This window comes from Microcoleus sp. PH2017_24_DOB_U_A (assembly GCF_020738205.1).
In the GTDB taxonomy this organism is placed as follows: domain Bacteria; phylum Cyanobacteriota; class Cyanobacteriia; order Cyanobacteriales; family Microcoleaceae; genus Microcoleus.
On the sequence record NZ_JAEQCT010000081.1, the window covers coordinates 1 to 16,911 of the forward strand.

The 16,911-nt window shown below is 45.2% G+C and carries 17 protein-coding genes and 1 pseudogene; 10 read left to right on the forward strand and 8 right to left on the reverse strand.

The annotated features are described in order from the left end of the window. Window positions 1-97: 97 nt before the first annotated feature. Together JGK07_RS22335 and msrP are read right to left on the reverse strand one after the other, a co-directional pair. Window positions 98-829, reverse strand: a pseudogene (locus JGK07_RS22335) (serine/threonine-protein kinase); the annotation flags it as partial. Window positions 830-1,108: 279 nt separating this feature from the next. Then, window positions 1,109-2,092, reverse strand: coding sequence for a protein-methionine-sulfoxide reductase catalytic subunit MsrP (gene msrP / locus JGK07_RS22340; protein WP_293184895.1), 984 nt, complete (start codon window positions 2,090-2,092; stop codon window positions 1,109-1,111). A gap of 565 nt (window positions 2,093-2,657) precedes the next feature. On the opposite strand from msrP, the gene JGK07_RS22345 reads away from it, so the two are divergent. Further along, the gene (locus JGK07_RS22345) at window positions 2,658-4,697 is read left to right on the forward strand and encodes a protein kinase (protein WP_293190504.1); all 2,040 of its coding nucleotides are present in this window, start codon (window positions 2,658-2,660) and stop codon (window positions 4,695-4,697) included. A gap of 124 nt (window positions 4,698-4,821) precedes the next feature. Here JGK07_RS22345 and JGK07_RS22350 read toward each other — a convergent pair whose 3' ends face one another. Next, a complete protein-coding gene (locus JGK07_RS22350; RefSeq protein WP_293184893.1) occupies window positions 4,822-5,805 on the reverse strand; it encodes an NADPH:quinone reductase in 984 nt (327 codons plus the stop codon). 179 nt (window positions 5,806-5,984) lie between these two features. After that, window positions 5,985-6,725, reverse strand: coding sequence for an SDR family oxidoreductase (locus JGK07_RS22355; RefSeq protein WP_293225944.1), 741 nt, complete (start codon window positions 6,723-6,725; stop codon window positions 5,985-5,987). 278 nt (window positions 6,726-7,003) lie between these two features. On the opposite strand from JGK07_RS22355, the gene JGK07_RS22360 reads away from it, so the two are divergent. Both JGK07_RS22360 and JGK07_RS22365 read left to right on the forward strand, forming a co-directional pair. Continuing rightward, entirely contained in the window at window positions 7,004-7,552 is a 549-nt protein-coding gene (locus JGK07_RS22360) for a tetratricopeptide repeat protein (protein ID WP_293184891.1), read from the forward strand. Between the two features lie 163 nt (window positions 7,553-7,715). Next, the gene (locus JGK07_RS22365; protein WP_293184890.1) at window positions 7,716-8,009 is read left to right on the forward strand and encodes a DUF3288 family protein; all 294 of its coding nucleotides are present in this window, start codon (window positions 7,716-7,718) and stop codon (window positions 8,007-8,009) included. A 239-nt stretch (window positions 8,010-8,248) separates the two neighbouring features. Here JGK07_RS22365 and secA read toward each other — a convergent pair whose 3' ends face one another. Further along, complete coding sequence (gene secA / locus JGK07_RS22370) at window positions 8,249-11,065, reverse strand: preprotein translocase subunit SecA (protein WP_293241850.1); 2,817 nt, start codon at window positions 11,063-11,065, stop codon at window positions 8,249-8,251. 256 nt (window positions 11,066-11,321) lie between these two features. Continuing rightward, on the reverse strand, window positions 11,322-11,852 hold the full coding sequence (locus JGK07_RS22375) for a LuxR C-terminal-related transcriptional regulator (RefSeq protein ID WP_293196649.1): 531 nt from the start codon (window positions 11,850-11,852) through the stop codon (window positions 11,322-11,324). A 435-nt stretch (window positions 11,853-12,287) separates the two neighbouring features. Between JGK07_RS22375 and JGK07_RS22380 the strand changes: the two genes are divergently transcribed. From JGK07_RS22380 to JGK07_RS22410, 7 genes are all read left to right on the forward strand, one after another. Further along, window positions 12,288-12,719, forward strand: coding sequence for a hypothetical protein (locus JGK07_RS22380; protein WP_293183354.1), 432 nt, complete (start codon window positions 12,288-12,290; stop codon window positions 12,717-12,719). 21 nt (window positions 12,720-12,740) lie between these two features. After that, window positions 12,741-13,082 carry a hypothetical protein gene (locus tag JGK07_RS22385; RefSeq protein ID WP_293183352.1) on the forward strand — a complete coding sequence of 114 codons (342 nt, stop codon included), beginning with the start codon at window positions 12,741-12,743 and terminating at the stop codon, window positions 13,080-13,082. An 18-nt stretch (window positions 13,083-13,100) separates the two neighbouring features. Further along, complete coding sequence (locus JGK07_RS22390) at window positions 13,101-13,679, forward strand: hypothetical protein (protein WP_293183350.1); 579 nt, start codon at window positions 13,101-13,103, stop codon at window positions 13,677-13,679. A gap of 56 nt (window positions 13,680-13,735) precedes the next feature. After that, window positions 13,736-14,143 (forward strand): hypothetical protein, encoded by a 408-nt coding sequence (locus JGK07_RS22395; RefSeq protein WP_293183348.1) that lies wholly within the window; start codon window positions 13,736-13,738, stop codon window positions 14,141-14,143. 34 nt (window positions 14,144-14,177) lie between these two features. Beyond that, a complete protein-coding gene (locus JGK07_RS22400) occupies window positions 14,178-15,224 on the forward strand; it encodes an ATP-binding protein (protein ID WP_293183346.1) in 1,047 nt (348 codons plus the stop codon). A 23-nt stretch (window positions 15,225-15,247) separates the two neighbouring features. Next, window positions 15,248-15,481, forward strand: coding sequence for a hypothetical protein (locus JGK07_RS22405; protein ID WP_293183344.1), 234 nt, complete (start codon window positions 15,248-15,250; stop codon window positions 15,479-15,481). 135 nt (window positions 15,482-15,616) lie between these two features. After that, window positions 15,617-16,192, forward strand: a complete 576-nt coding sequence (locus tag JGK07_RS22410) for a hypothetical protein (protein ID WP_293183342.1) — start codon at window positions 15,617-15,619, stop codon at window positions 16,190-16,192. Between the two features lie 91 nt (window positions 16,193-16,283). On the opposite strand, the gene JGK07_RS22415 is transcribed toward JGK07_RS22410, so the two are convergent. Together JGK07_RS22415 and JGK07_RS22420 are read right to left on the reverse strand one after the other, a co-directional pair. Beyond that, window positions 16,284-16,598: a hypothetical protein gene (locus JGK07_RS22415; RefSeq protein ID WP_293183340.1), complete on the reverse strand. Its 315-nt coding sequence runs from the start codon at window positions 16,596-16,598 to the stop codon at window positions 16,284-16,286. Next, the gene (locus JGK07_RS22420) at window positions 16,595-16,888 is read right to left on the reverse strand and encodes a type II toxin-antitoxin system RelE/ParE family toxin (RefSeq protein ID WP_293183338.1); all 294 of its coding nucleotides are present in this window, start codon (window positions 16,886-16,888) and stop codon (window positions 16,595-16,597) included. The genes JGK07_RS22415 and JGK07_RS22420 overlap by 4 nt, the downstream gene beginning before the upstream one ends. Window positions 16,889-16,911 lie beyond the last annotated feature (23 nt).

Genomic DNA, 16,911 nt, shown 5'->3' on the forward strand with positions numbered 1-16,911 from the left:
ATCTTGACTCCAGGCAAGTCTAATATATAGTCTAAATAAAAGTCCATGACAGTAAATGTATTGTTTGTTACATTATACACCATAAAGTCAGGAGAGCCACTATTGCTGACACAGCCGGAGGAATTTGTGGATTGATTTTGTTGATGGGCAATGGCTGTTTTGCAATGTGACAGTGTACCAATTCCATTGCATCTTTGGTCTCAAAAGGCAATTGGTTGGTTAGCAGTTCGTAAAAAGTAATGCCGAGGGAATAAAAATCTGTACGGTAATCTAGAGAACGGTTCATTCTCCCTGTTTGTTCTGGTGAAATGTAGGCTAAAGTTCCTTCTAAAATATTGGGATTTTTTATGGTAGGAGTTTCGCGGGTTAACAGGGTGGAAATTCCGAAGTCAATAATTTGGATTTTTCCTGTGGCTGGGTTGAGAATAATGTTGCCGGGGTTGATGTCTTTGTGGATGATGTTTGCTGCGTGAATTTGTCCTAATATTGCGGCGGCTTGAATGCCGATATTGAGAAATTCAAACAGGCTAAAGCTTTGCTGTTCCTGCATTTGTTTCAATGAGAAACCGCCAAAATCTTCTAAGATTAGAAGGAGAGTGTTGCGATATTTTTGTAAGTCGTAGGCTTTGATGACTCCTGGCAGGTTGAGGATTTGAAGAATTTTGTATTCCTGTCGGTAGCGGACGATTTCGCCGGGAGTTGGATAGTCTTCGTTGAGTAGTTTGAGAATAATTGGCTGTTGATTTTGTTCTCTAATACCTCGATAAACTGTTGAAATAGAATTTTCGTGTATTTTATTTAATGTTTGAATGCCGGGAATTTCAAGCATTGCATATTTTCCTTTTTTATTAACTGGAAATTAACTTAGAATAAGACCGGGCATAGGGCATAGGGCATAGGGCATGGGGCATATCTCACCATGCTTGAGAACCGCTATAGAATAAGATCGGGCGGTTGAAATCGCGTCTATACAGGCAAAACTCGGATGGTGCGCGGGTTGAAGAGTCGGCGGTTGAAATTAGGTTTTTTCTTCTGTCCGCGCACCATCCGGACATCGTTTGTGTAGACGCGGTTTCAACCATACGTCCTATCTGAGTGTGAAATTTCGCTAACTGTAAAGGCTTGCGACATATTCGCCGTAACCGTTATAGGGCAAAGTTGGGCGAGTTTCCCACGACCAACTGTTACCGGGCCCGACTACCCGTTCGCTGGCTTGCGACCATCTGGGGTGCGGTTTGTCGGGTTCGACATTGGCTTCAAATGCGTATTCGTTGGGGCCGATGGTATTCCAAAAAGTGGCGGGCTGTTTTTCGACAAATTCAATTTTAACGATCGACTTTGCGCCCTTAAAACCGTATTTCCAGGGAATCACCTGCCGCAGCGGCGCCCCATTTTGTTTGGGTAAGCGCCGCCCGTACAATCCTGTGGCAAAAAATGCTAAATCGTTTGCCATTTCCTCGATTCGCATACCTTCGGTATAAGGCCAAGGATAAAATTGCGACATCAAACCGGGGCCGGGAGTGATTTTTGAGTCGTAAAATGAGGTGAAGCGAACAAATTTAGCATTCGATTGCGGTTCGACATCAGCCATGAGTAATTTCATGGGAAATCCGACCCAAGGAACTACCATCGACCAGGCTTCTACGCAGCGAAATCGATAAACTCGTTCTTCGATGGGAAATTTTTTCTGGAGGTCGTCTATATCGTAGGTGCGGGGATTTTTGACTAAACCAGTTACTTCTACTTTCCAGTTTTCGGTTGGTAAAGCTTGGGCGGCTTGCCAAATAGATTTTGTGCCTCCGTATTCGTAAAAGTTGTTATATTTGGTAGCTAGGGCTTCGTCGGTAATTGCCCGATCGACTTTCGCAAAGACAGGATTCCGGTTCAAGCCAGAATATGCTTGGGTTGAGCTTTTTTCGAGAGCAGTTTTTGAGCTGTCATTGCTTTGACAGCCTGTAAGTGGTAGCAGCGAAGCCGTCACGCCGGCGCCAATTAAATTGGTCATGAAACGGCGGCGGTTGAGAAAGGCTGTTTCTGAGGTAATTTGTGAGTCGAGAATTTCCCAAGGTTTGGGAACGCGAATTAACGGCATAGGTAATAGTTAAAAGTTATTAGTTAGTTTGGCGAAAGTTGCCAAAATTTCAATTTTTCAGTTGATTGGAAATTTGAAATTGACTCCATCGCCGCAATTACTGTATCCACAACGACAGTATACCGTAATTCGTTGACAGCGAGTCCAGCCGAGCAATCATGTTCGGTGCGATCGACTTATTAAGCATCGCTCGAATAAAAGTCCTACCAATTAGAGATTTTAGACTGCGACGGCTTCCTTAGGCTTGCTTCGGCTACGCTGACTGACAAGTCGCCAGCGCGGTCGCCCTTGCTTGCCGCAGTGTCGGACGATTGAAGAATTTTGGGGATGACTGACTCGATAGTGGTGGAAATTTTTTCTACAGTTGTATTATTTTGGAAAATAGGTCTCAGCAATAATTTACGCGCGATCGATCGAAGCAATTGTGGCTAAAATCTAGGAAACAATTATCATAAAGCAAAGATTCAAATTATTTAATTTGTCCACAGGAAGCGGCACGCACCGCCCCGCTTTCCTCCCCCACTCCTCCCTTTAAATCGGACGGGGGTCTCCAGCGGCAAGACAAATGAGTTACTGCATAAATCCCAATTGCCAAAATCCCAAAAATCTCGATCGCGCGACAGCCTGCACAAATTGCGAGTCGAACTTGCTGCTCAAAGGGCGCTACCGAGTCTTTCACACCCTCGGTCAAAGTATCGCTTGCCGCACCTTCCTAGCAGCCGATGAAGACCAACCAGCGCAACCCCGCTGCGTCATTCAACAGTTCTGCGGCCCCATGCCGTCAATCGCCGACGGTCAAAACCAGTTCAACCGGACATTTTTGGGTTCTGCCTCAGTTCTCGACAAGTTGGGCAAACACCAGCAAATACCGAAACTGCTGGCATCTTTTGAAGTCGAAGGCTGCCAGTATTTAGTGCAAGAATACATTGAAGGGCGCAATTTAGCCGATCGGCTTTCGGAAAAAGGCGTTTTTAAAGAAATTCACATTTGGTATCTGCTGAGCGAGTTGTTACCAGTGCTGGAATTTGTCCACGAAAATCAACTGATTCACCGAGATATCAAACCGTCCAATATTGTTCACCGCAAATCTTCCCAAACGTCGGCAGCAATAGTCGGGAAAGAGCATCTGGATTCTTGGGAGGAGGAATCCGGGCTAGTTTTAGTCGATTTCGGCTCCGCAATTCCTGCCAACAGCGGGCCGCTGAAAACAGAAACAGTGACGGGTTCTGCCGAATACGCGGCGCCGGAACAAATTAAAGGTGAAGCAATTAAGAGCAGCGACATCTACAGTTTGGGCGTCACCTGCATTCACTTGTTAACGGGAATGTCGCCCTTTGATTTGTTTGACATCAAAGCCGACGCTTGGGCCTGGAGGGATTATTTGAAAGTACCAGTTTCGGCCAGACTCGGCCGCATCCTGGACAAAATGGTGCAGCGAGAACCATCAAAACGCTATCGATCGATCGAAGCAATTCTCACAGACATGAAATACGGCCCGACACCGATAGAGGTGATTGTCAGCAAACCCAAGTGGACTTTAGCTATGTGGGGGGGAGCCGCAGTTGCTCTGATTTCATTGGTGCTCGGTTCTCGCTTGCCATCTCCGGTATCGGAGGCTTTCACTTCCAATGAGCCTGTTTCTAGCATTCCCGACATTCGGTTCGACCCGCCCCCCATGCAGAATTTCAGCAGCGAGCCATCGCTGTCACACCCCGCAGTGCGGACTTTGACAGAGCAAGACAAAAATCCGGTGTGGGCGGTAGCAGTCACTCCCAACGGCCGCGTGATAGTTAGTGGCAACAACGATGGGACAATTCACCTGCTGCACAAGCGTCACGGTAAAGTGCTCAAGGTTTTGGCGGCACATTTGGGGCCCGTGTGGTCAGTGGCAGTGAGTCCCGATGGCAGGACGATCGCCAGCGGTGGCGCTGACGGTACGATTAAACTGTGGAATTTCTATTCTGGCCAGTTAATTCGGACATTGGACGGACACACAGACGGCGTGTTCTCGGTGGTGTTCAGTCCCGACGGCAAAGCCCTCGCCAGTGTAGGCAAAGATAATGCTTTGAAGTTGTGGCAAGTCGAAGGCGGGGCCGAGTTGCAAACACTCAAAGGGATAACCGACGAAGTGCATTCGGTAGCTTTCAGTGCCTATAAAGACACTTTGTTTGCTGGCAAAGGCGACGGTAGGATCGAGATGTGGAATTGGAAAACAGGGGCATTCCAAGCCACTCTGACTGGTCATGTTGATGCTGTTTCGGCGCTTACGATCAGCCCCGACGGTACAATTTTGGGCAGCGGCGGCTGGGACAATACCGTGAGGATTTGGGATATCACCACGGATCACGGGCCCGAACCGTCCGGTGAGGTGACTTTTGCCGGTCATACCGATCGAATTCAGTCTGTAGCTTTCAGTCCCGACGGGGCGACGCTAGCCAGCAGCGATTTGAGCGGAACTATCAAGCTGTGGGCGATGGATGGCGGGGAGCAAGGCACGCTGAAAGGTCATTCTACTTGGGTGGAATTGGCTTTTAATCCTCAGGACAAAACTCTGATCAGCGGCAGTTATGACGACACGATCAAGGTGTGGCAACTGTCTCCTTGATTGTGGCGATCGATTCTCGGTGCGATCGAATTAAATCAAGGTATGTAGTTGCGCTTAAGCGCTCTTTCTTAGCGCTTTTGAACAAATCGAAGAGCGAAGACAGCGCAACTACGTGCCTAAAAATCTACCTCAATAAAACCAAATTGCCGATCGCACTACCGCTTTCCTGCAATTCATGAGCGGCCGCAATCTCGTCTAAACCAAAGCGCCCAGCAATAACGTGTCGCAAAACTCCAGCTTTCAGACAAGTCGTAATATCTGCCGCCGCTTGTTGGTGCGCTGCTTTGTCCATAGCATAAACTAGGACGTAATGAACGGTAAGATTTTTGTAAATTAACGAGTACACAGGAATTTGAGGCGTTGCATTTGAATCAGAAGCATAGGTGGCGATCGTGCCGTTACGGGCGATCGCTTTGAGATTAATTTCCAGATTTCCGGCAAAATCAACTTCAATTATGCGATCGACCCCTTTACCGCCCGCAATTTCCTTAATCCGCGCCACCACATCTTCAGCTTTATAATTAACAATATAATCAGCTCCCGCAGTTTTAGCAATTTCTGCTTTTTCCGCAGAACTTACCGTCGAAATAACCGTCGCGCCACCCCATTTTGCCAATTGGATCGCATAATTACCAACAGCGCCCGCCCCGCCCGCAACCAATACAATTTTCCCAGTAACAGCACCATCTTTAAAAACACAATGGTGTGCAGTCATAGCCGGAACTCCCAAACAAGCACCCGCTGCAAAATCTGTATTTTCCGGTAGAAAAACCGCTTGTTCGCTGGGAACAACAACATACTCCGCCGCCGTACCAAACTGGCGGGGCAAAGTGGCTTCATAAATCCAAACACGTTCCCCAATTCGAGACTGTGGCACGCCTTCTCCTGCTGCTTCAATTATGCCCGCACCGTCGTTGTGGGGAATGACTCGCGGGTATCGCATTGTGAGTCCGCCCCAACCGCTGCGCTGCTTAACATCGGATGGGTTAATTCCGGATGCGCGTACTTTAACCAGCACATCATTTGCGCCCAATTCTGGAACATCGATTTCGCCAATTTTGAGGACATCTTTCGCGTTGCCGAGTTGTTCGTAGTAAGCAGCTTTCACGGTTTTTTTCTCCTGATGTTTTCAATCTCGATCGCTCCGCCCCGCGTTACTTTATCACAAATAATTGCTTTAAAGCCGGAACCTTTTTTGGAAGAAATAAAAAAAAATATTCATTACTCCAATCCTCTTCCTTCCTTTGTCAAGTGCTGTCAACTGTCAACTGTCAACTGTCAACTGAATCAAGCACTTCCGCCGTTAACGCGGATATTTTGTCCGGTAATCCATCTGGCTTGTTCGCTACACAAAAAAGCCGTCACATCTGCTATATCTTCAACTTTTCCGAGTCTTCCGAAAGCAGTCATTTGCATAAATCTTTGAATTTGTTCGGGGGTTTTGCCGACAGTGAAAAGTTCTGTATCCGTGGGGCCCGGAGAAATGACATTGACTGTAATTTGCCGATCGCCCAATTCCTTCGCCAGCGATCGAGTTAGCTGTTCCACCGCGCCTTTTGTCGCCACGTAAGCCCCGTAAGTTGGCATCATTATCGCCGTTGTCGAACTAGAAAAGTTGACAATTCTGCCTCCATCTGCCATGCGTTTAGCAGCTTCTTGACAAGCAAAAAATGTGCCTTTGACGTTAACTGCAAACAGATTGTCAAACTCTGCTTCGGTAACTTCTGCTACAGGTTTGTAAAGAATTACTCCCGCATTGTTGACTAAAATATCGACTTGTGAATAGGTTTCGAGAGTGCGATCCAACAAATCGCGAATTTCTGCGGTTTTGCTGACATCGGCTTGTACGGCTAATGCTGTGCCGCCTGAGAGTGCGATCGCGGATACAACCTCTTGAGCGGCTTCTGTTCCTCTGGCGTAGTTGACGACAACCGATGCGCCTTCTTGGGATAATCGGAGGGCGATCGCGCGTCCAATTCCCCGCGATGCACCAGTCACAATTGCAACCTTTCCTGCTAGTGATGCCATGAGATTTACTCCCCAATTAGCGTTGATGCTGCTTCTAAACAATCATACTATTTTTTTAGGAAGCCGATACAGACTGACCTCAGAAATCGGGTTTCTGCGGAGATTTCTCGTAACTCAATTCAAAATTCGTAGAAACCGGGTTTCTAGCCTCCATGCGTAGTTTCCGATTCAGGTACAGAAACAAATTTAAAATCTCAAACAGTCAGAATATCTGTAGGAATTGCGCTTGCTAGCCAACACCTGTGGTAAAGTAAACTCGGCTGTTAAACTAAAAATATATGACCGTAAATTCCGAGTTAACAGAGCAGTATTTGTCAGCGGGCGAGAAACTCCAGCAATCAGGAAAATTTGAGGAGGCGATCGCCCAATACCAAAAAATACTAGCACTCGAACCGGATGTGGCGGTGGCACGCAGCAAGATAGCCGAAGTTTATTATACGCAACAGAGATATGTAGAGGCGATCGCCCAGTGCTACCAAACCCTGCGCCAGCAACCCAATTTCGCCCCCGCCTACAAAACCCTCGGGAATATCCTGCAAGCCCAAGGGAAGACAGACGCAGCGGTGCGGGCGTACTCAAAGGCGATCGAATGCGAGCCTAGATTTGTCGCAGCCTATGTTAACTTAGGCAGTATGTGTTACAAACAAGGCTTGCTGGATGAAGCGATAACATACTACCAAAAGGCGATCGCCATGCAGCCAGACTTAGCAGCCGCTTACTGGAACTTAGGCAAAGTATTAGAACAGCAAGGGCGAACCAATGAAGGTTTAATTTATCAACAAAAAGCTTTAAACTTACAGCCAAATTTAGAAAAACCAGGCACATAAATCAATAGCCAAAAACGAGCAACAAAACAACTTCTAAATCTCTCTTTTCTCTGACTCTGCGCCCTCTGCGCCCTCTGCGGTTAAAAAGCATTCTCTTTATTATAAAAATTATAAAATAAGATTGTTCAAGCAAAATTTCAGTAGATATACCAGGACAAACAATATGGATTTAGACACAAAAAATCAAGACCAACAGCACCCGCAATACAAACGCGATCGAGCCACAGTCGATAGTTTATTAGGCAAAGAACCAACCGACAACAATTTATCAGAATTAGCAAGATTAATCATTCGCTATAAAGGATTTCCCGGCGCTAGAGATATCCAAGCAGACTTAAAAAAAGCCCTGCAACAATGGAATCATACCGAAGAAACTCTGTACGAACAAACCCGCAAAATTCACGCTAATGGTGAAGTTTACAGGAAACAAAAAAGCGATCAAGAAGATTGGGCTTAATACAGTCTTCAACCCGCGGAGGCGGGTTTTGTTTGTGTAGACGCGGTTTCAACCGCCGTCTTATCTTAGTCTAGATCCCCCTAAATCCCCCTTAAAAAGGGGGACTTTGAGTGCTTCTTGTCCCCCCCGACCTAAGGGGGGCTAGGGGGGATCGGGTCTAGTCACAAAACAGCAGTTTATGACTGCGTTTGACGTTTGTTTGGCACCAACGAACATTGTTGTGTCCCGACAAAATCCCTCTAAACCATCTCAGCCGAAACAGGCATTGCAGGCTGCGGCTGGAACTGGAACAGCGAATAAACCACGTTGCGGCGGATATCCGTCATCATGTCCAAAAACAGCTCGTAACCTTCCGTTTTGTACTCGATCAGCGGGTCTTTTTGTCCGTAACCGCGCAATCCCACAGACTCGCGCAAAGCATCCATTTGCTGCAAGTGTTCCCGCCACAAAGTATCAATTTGCTGCAAGATAAAGAACCGTTCCGCATCTCGCATCAAATCGGCACGGATGGCATTAACTTCCGCTTCCTTCATGTCGTAAGCATTGCGGACTTGTTCGTGGAGGAAAGTTTTGATTTCCTCAACTGACAAATCTTCTAATTGATCCGGAGTCATGTCAGCTAACAGATAAACAAATTCCTTCACCTTGCTGACAAGTTTGTCGAGTTCCCATTCTTCCGAAGGCAAATCGGGATTGATGTATGCTCCCACGATGTCGTCCATCGTTTGTTCGGCATACTTGATTACCTGTTCCTTCGAGTCCAAACCTTCCAAGACTCGGCGGCGTTCCGCATAGATGGCTCGACGCTGATTGTTCATCACTTCGTCGTATTCAAACACCTGTTTGCGGATGTCGTAATAGTAGGTTTCGACTTTTTTCTGAGCGCCTTCGAGCGATCGAGTCAGCATTCCAGATTCGATCGGCATATCTTCCTCAACACCGAACATTTTCATCAAACTCGACACCCGTTCGCCCCCGAAAATCCTGAGCAAATTGTCTTCCAAACTCAAGAAAAACCGCGTAGAACCGGGGTCTCCTTGTCGTCCCGCGCGGCCGCGCAACTGATTGTCAATCCGGCGCGATTCGTGACGTTCAGTACCGATAACGTGCAAGCCACCCAACTGCACAACTTCATCGTGTTCGGTGCTGGTAAAGGCATCGTATTCGCTGCGAGTTAGATTGTAAGCTTCCCGCAATTTTTGAATTACGATGTCTTTGGTGGGCGCTTTTTCCGACGCTACAGCCACGATGTCATCGGCTTGCAATTCCGAGAGCGATCGCTCCCCGTACTCCTTCACCGCCAATTCAACCGACCCTTTCAGCAGTTGCTCGGCCTCTTTCGATAGCTGTGTCGGGAAAATCTGCGCCGAAGCTTTCCAAGACTTGACTTTTTTAGCAGTTTGACCAAAACCTTGAGCTGCGGGGCGGCCGCCCATACCGGGCGCTTGTACCAGGGAAAACCCGTCTTCATCATCGGGGCGCACGATCCGGGGCATCAAATACTCGCGCAACTTCAGGCGTCCCATGTACTCGGAATTACCGCCCAGAATGATGTCGGTACCCCGTCCGGCCATGTTTGTGGCGATCGTCACAGCGCCTTTGCGTCCGGCTTGAGCGATAATTTCCGACTCCCGTTCCACATTTTCCGGTTTCGCATTCAGCAAATTGTGAGGAATCTTGAGTTCCCGAAGCAGCCTAGAGAGCAACTCGGATTTTTCCACACTGGTAGTACCCACCAGCACCGGTCTACCGATTTCGTGCATTTCGGCGCATTCTTGGGCGATCGCCTTCCACTTGCCGGCCTCTGCCTTGTAAACCATATCCGAAAGGTCGCCACGGCTGGGAATCCGGTTAGTCGGAATCAGCGTCACTTCCAGACTGTAAATCTTCTCAAATTCCGTTTCCTCAGTCTTCGCCGTCCCAGTCATCCCCGACAGCTTCGGATATAGCAAAAAGAAATTTTGATAAGTAATCGTCGCCAGCGTCTGAGTTTCTGGCTGAATTTCCGCGTGTTCTTTCGCTTCGATGGCTTGGTGCAAACCGTCACTCCAGCGTCGTCCCGGCATCACCCGCCCTGTAAACTCATCGACAATCACCACTTCGCGATCGAGATTGACGATGTAGTTAATATCCTTAATAAACAATTCCTTCGCCTTAATCGCATTAAAAATGTAATGCGCCCAAGGGTCAGCCGGGTCGTACAAATCCGTAACGCCCAACAAATTCTCAGCTTCACCAAACCCTTCATCGGTCAACAGCACATTCCGCGCTTTTTCGTCAACCTCGTAATGTTCCTCATTTTCCTTTCTCAGAGCAGTAGCCACCTCAGCCGCCCGGATGTACTTCTCGCTGGGGCGTTCCACTTGGCCGGAAATAATTAGAGGTGTGCGGGCTTCATCAATCAGCACCGAGTCAACCTCGTCAATCACGCAGAAATTAAAAGGACGCTGCACGACATCTTCCATGACAGTAGCCATGTTGTCCCGCAGGTAGTCAAAGCCCACTTCGCTGTTAGTCGCGTAGGTAATGTCGCAGCTATAATTTTTCTTGCGTTCCACCTGATCCATGCCCTGCTGGATCAGTCCCACAGTCAGTCCCAAGAAGCGGTGCACCTGCCCCATCCATTCCGCGTCCCGCCGTGCGAGATAATCGTTGACGGTGATGATGTGCACGCCTTTACCGTTGAGGGCGTTGAGGTAAGCCGGCAGCGTCGCCACCAAAGTTTTGCCTTCACCGGTTTTCATTTCGGCAATTTGGCCTTTGTGCAAGATGATGCCACCGAGGAGTTGGACATCAAAGTGGCGCATTCCCAAAACTCGCTGTCCCGCTTCCCGCACCACTGCAAAAGCTTCGGGCAAGATTTCATCGAGGATTTCTTTCTCTTCGTTGAGAGATTTAGCTTTGGCCAGACGTTCTTTAAACTCCGCTGTTTTGCCTCTGAGGTCGTCGTCTGAGAGGGCGCGTAAGTCTTCTTCCAAGATATTGATATCAGCTACCCAAGGCTGAAATTTTCTCAGTTTGCGAGCGTTGGGGTCGCCGAGTAGATTTTTAAACATGGCAGGAGAGGCAGATTTTTAATAATTTAGCTATTAGCTTTTGGGGTTACGGGCTGTAGTGTTAGCCACAGCGTTTACCTTTCCCGATTGTAGCAAGCATTGGTCTTGCTCAGGAGTCGTTGGGGGCGATCGCTCGATTTTGGATTTGCCGCTGGTGAGGAAAGCGCTGCACTCCTAGCTTCGACTTCAGGTGGCAAAGCTATATTGCATGGCGTTTGAGAATATGAGTGTTGATTCTATTATAGGCGATCGGCTTTTAGTTAGATTGGTTGGTGTCGGGGCGATCTTTTGTATCCATGTCTTCTGTGATGGTTGGCTCTGAAAGCGAAGGTAATGTTAGTTGGAGGTGAATGTCAATTGTTATTGAATGACTTTGATTGTTCAAACTTATGTTAACTATATTTACTAATGGAACTTGGGGTGAATAATTGCTTGAGTTAGATTTAACAGACGGCATAGTTTTATATCCAGCTTCTTCTAGCCAGTTGTGAATATTTCTCCAGTTGCTTACCTTTTCGTTAGGTACATCTGTAATTTTTTTAAAGTATTGATATAAAGTTTTAGATACATAAACCTCAACACCTTTACGACTTTGATGGAGTTGGCTAGCTATTTCCGCAGGACTGTGCCCGCAGAGCAAACCTCGGAGAAACAGCTTTTCCCGTTCTGTCAGTCCCTTTCTGGCACGGGGAGATACTTGCCATTTGGCTTCTGCCATAGCTTTGTAGAGCCTTTCCAAGTCCCAGTTATTCGCAGCTTCAGCAAACATCTCGTCGCTGGATGTCATCGCAGTATGTCTCGCTTAGTTGATAGCTAAAGCCTAACTAAAGTTATAGCTTTGGCTAGTTGTTATCTGAGTACACTTAGTTTATCATTTCAGGAACGGATGTGGCGATCGCTCTGCTTTAAAAAAATAGAGCTGCTTGTCAAGAGCTTAGGGTGCAGATACAGCAGCAGTTAATGGGCTAGTGTAAAGATTTGTAACAATAAGCCAGATTTTGCATAAAATTTGGGATTCAAACCGAATACATATATAGGAGCAAGATGTTGCTTGGTGCGGGGCCGAGTTGGTACTGGATGCTTAGGCGTTGCGGTATTTGTTTGGGGTGCGTGCGATCGGGCAACAGGTATCTTTCTTCGATCTGTTTGGATAAGACATCAACTTCATACGGTTAATGCGGTTCATTCTTATGAATCGATACGTTTCCTGGAGTAAATAGTAATGGTTTGGGATATTTTACTGCAAGCTGCTGCCGGATTCATTCTTGGTGCAGCGGTGGGTTATGGGGTTGGTGCAGTTATTGATGCTCTATCAAGAGTTTTTGCGGAGTTATGGGAGAACTTAGTTGCTGCTACCAGAGAAATTTGGGGATACGTAACAGAAGCTACTCAATATCTTTTGGCAAATATAGCCCAGTTTTTGGACAATACTTGGTCTGAGATTGAGTATTACTTACGCCAAGAATTTGGGTATCGACGTGAGTGGTGGATAGCGGTTTTCAGAGAGGGTAGAGAAGTATTTCTTGGATTTATCGATCCAACATCGTCACAAAATCAATCAGTTATAGGCTCGATCGGAATGTTAGAACCGGGAACTGATGTTCAGTTGCCTACCAAACAGAATCCGATAGTAACTAAGCTGACTCTAGCATAATGTAGTTAAGAGGTAAATTTGATGGGTCTTTTCGCATGGTTAGGTGGTCTATTAGATCAGTTAGTTGAATGGCTAGGAAGGGTTGTTGCTGCTTTTCTCGAAGCCTTAGTTTGGGCATTGCAAAAAATATGGCAAACTGCTGTTGTTAGTGTTTTAATTGCAGCCTTTGGATTTGTCGCCAGTTTGTACGTTATCTTCTATGCCGGAGCAATGCTAGGTGAAACCATAATGGAAATTTGGGACCCTAGATATGCTGATAGCAAACCCTCGCAAGTTTTCAGCATAGAACAAGCTCCTCAGATTTCTCCTCTCCCTAAGTATCGGTCAGAAACAAAAACCATCAAATTGCAGAATTCATACTAATTTAGATGAGAGTGAACTATGTCACGCACACCTAAGCCTGAAAAAATTTTTCTTCACATTGATTTTCGTTCTTCTGAAAGTAATGGTATTTTAAATACCATCGAAATTTTTGGACTTCCTGGTGAAAAACTCAACAACGGTCAATGTGTTGTCATCGAAAAAGTTCAACGATTCTTTGATGATTTGATTGTCAGAAAAATCTTTCGCGAGAGTCGTCGTATCTCTGATTGCAATTTTCAATACATTAAAATATGGCTATACGACACAAATATCAGCGATTCTGAAAGGGGGTACGCAGTTCCAAAGATTGATAAAGGCGATTTAGAAATTCGCTCAAATGTTCTTTCTTCTAAGTTAGAAAGAATCTATGTGCTTGATAACGAGTTAACAGGTCGAGAATACGACCAATGGAAAAAAACGGCGGAAGAGCTATTTACTATGCTATTCATCCAGTTTATTGCTGCACCAGAACTGCCATCTATCTTGGCTGATAACCCCTTTGCCAAGTTTGTAGAAAAAATGACTGATAGCGTAGACAATTATGGCAAAATGAGGCAAAAATTGTTTTTTAATGCTTTAATTATTCAGGTCGATTGACACTGTATAATATAGGACAATATCCATCTTTTATTTCAATACAATAGGTCATTACCATGCCACGAAACGATGCACCGCGCAACAATAAATTAGATGCTTGGTATCCCGATAAAAACAGCGAAATACCTAAGTTTGAAAAAGGTGATGGCTTTGATTTTATGCGTCGCCTTTTTGGGGTATCTCAACCTTATAAAATCTCTTTGGAGAGTGTTTTTGACAAATTAGCCACCATCTGGCCAACCCAGATCGCACCCGTTCTCATCGAACAATTTGGACGCGGAACCACTTTATATGCGATCTTGTACTCTGGAGAATACTCGGATGAAATCATTCTGGAAATTTGGGATCCCAAACATATTGAAAGTAAGCCGTCACAAGTCTTTAAATTCAAGGGAGACAATCAGGATTTCCCTAAAACTAGGTCGAAAGCTGAAGTAAAGTCTTTGACCAATTGGGATAATTGATTTTGAGTTGATGTTCTTATCTAGGTAATAAATCATGCCAAGAATTGATAGATTAGGAGCTTTTCGGGAAGCTGCTGGAGAAAACCCCACCTCTAACAATGGCAAAGGTGGTGTAGTTGATAACTTGATCGACAAAGTTGTGGATAGTCTAGGCGACAAAATACAGAAAGGGAACGAATCTTCAGAATCATCCATAGATTTTAGCCCATACCTCAGAGAACCTAAGTACACTTTAGTTGATGTAGTTATACCCCAGAAAACTAAACGCCAGGTTGATTTAATTTTGGCTGAAATTCAGTATCAAGATTTAATTTTTAATGAGTGGGGCATGAGCGAGAAGCACAAGCTAGACAAAGCTTTATCCATCAACTTTTCTGGACCTCCTGGTACGGGTAAAACGCTGACTGCTGAAGCACTAGCTCATGCGATGAACAAGAAAATTTTAGTTGTACCTTACCAACAACTAGAGTCTAAATATGTTGGCGATACCCCCAAAAATATTGCTAAAGCTTTTGAGTTTGCTAGCGAACAGGATGCAGTTTTATTCTTCGATGAAGCTGATTCTTTCTTGGGAAAGCGTCTTGAAAGTGTTACCCAGTCAACTGACACAGCAGTTAACTTAACCCGCAGTGTAATGATCGTACAACTCTCTTCATACGAAGGAATTGTAATTTTTGCCACGAATTTAATCCGCAACTACGATCCTGCTTTTATAAGTAGAATCCGATGGAAAGTAGAATTTGATTTACCGGATGAAGAAGCGCGGGTAAAAATTTGGCAAGCTCAGATTCCCAGCAAGCTTCCCTTAGAGCGATCGGTAAATTTTGAAGAACTGGCGAAACAGTTCGATCAAATCTCTGGAAGAGACATCAAAAATGCTGTTTTTCAAGGTGTAGTTGCTGCTGCCAAAGAAGATAAACCCAAAGACCAAAAGCAGCTTACACAGTCTCACTTGATTCAGGCAATGACTGAAATAATTGAGGCTAACAAAGCAGCTACAAAGCCAGAATATAAACTGACTCCCGTGGAGGGTAATGTTCCGTTACCACCTCCCTCACAAAATTTAGAAACTAACAATTAAGCTATTCACAGGAGCATGAGCTTATGGCTACTGAATCATTTAAAGTTTTGCAAAAATTTGGATTAGAGAATCTTTACTACAAAATACTGGTTCAGGCTAAGAGTGGTAATCGATACTTTGTGTGGTATTACGATAGTCTGGATGCAGATGTAAGCCAAGAGGTTCTCATAAATTTCGATGACGATTACTGGCGGACAATAAATAATCCAAGAAATGGTAATAAGTCAAACATAGGAAAGGTAAATAAGGTGAATTAGTTTTGAAGAGCGATCCTAACCCACACCCATTCGATCGCTCTTTTCTCCATTAATCTCAAAATTCCAGTACCTACAATTACAATAATTATTTGTTTATTGCAAACACGCACCATATTTTCCTAACAAGTAATCATCATGAACAAGCTTAAGTTACGTAATTTTATGCTAATAGCAATCACTATGTTGCTTTTCGGGGCAGTTTCAAGTTGCAATTCTACTGAATCACGATCGACCACAATCCCTGATACAAGTCTAAGCCCTACTCCAGAATCTCCAAATGTACCTCCTTCAAAACCTCAAACATTTAGCTCTTCATGTCCAATAGATACTTCAGAGGCACTATCTGCCATAGGAAATATTCCTGTAGATGCCTTCAAAGCTACTAGCATGATTTTTCCTCTTGAGAATGCCAAACAAGTTTTGCTACGCATTTCATCTGATGATAGCTGTGTTGCTGAGAAAACTAGACTGGTTCAAAATCTTAAACTCTACTGGCGAACTTACACTATTTTAAGCTATCAACGAGATGTGGTCGTAGCTGAATCCGGAATAAAAATGCTTTGCGGAGCAGGATGTGATATAGGAGACGATAATTATTCTGATTGTAAAATCAAATGTGAACAAAGCTATCAAAGCGATCTTCAAAAAGCACAGGTAGCTCAACAGTCAGAGGTTCAAAAAATGGAGGGATTCTTTGCAAACATCCGTTAATTATAGTAAGGTCGCGCCTCTCCCATCCCCAATCTCAAAGCGCGATCGCCCTTATTGTCCAAATAACCAAAAGTGCGATCGCTCTCTGCATTTAATTCACAGTAGATGGCTCAGCTAAACCTAACTCTGCCATCAATGCCTCATGAGAAACATTGCCACTTCGCTCTTGCTTTGACTCCGATCTCCGAAGCGGTTCGGGAATGTCAGCGAGTGTCAAAACGGGTAACGTCAATGCTTCTTTAAACCACTCAATGTTTTTTGCTAATTCTTCTAAGCTTTTTCCCCAAGGTTCCACAGCATTTTCAGTACATCCTGCGATCGCTCCACCTGCTTCATAAAACACTTCCCGAATGATATAATCGCCGTTATCTTCCACAAACACTCGATAATTCCATTTAATTGTCATACATCCTCCTGCTGTCCGCGAAATAAAAAAGTATTGCCCTCTTTCTCGCCAATACGCTGAATTTCCACAATCTGTACCTGTTCTTCAACATTATAGAAGACTCGAAACTCCGCAATCCGCAATTCCCATTCCGCCATACTATTAGGTCGAGTGCGCTTGCGGTTGCGAGTCTCAACACTCGGTTCATATCGCAATTGCACAGGAATTTCGCTCAAGATTTGTTGTTGCTCGTGCTTCTTGAAGTATTTTATGTCTTGTATTGCTTGCGGAGTGTATTCAATCTGGTACATTTAAGTTAATAAATTAACTATCG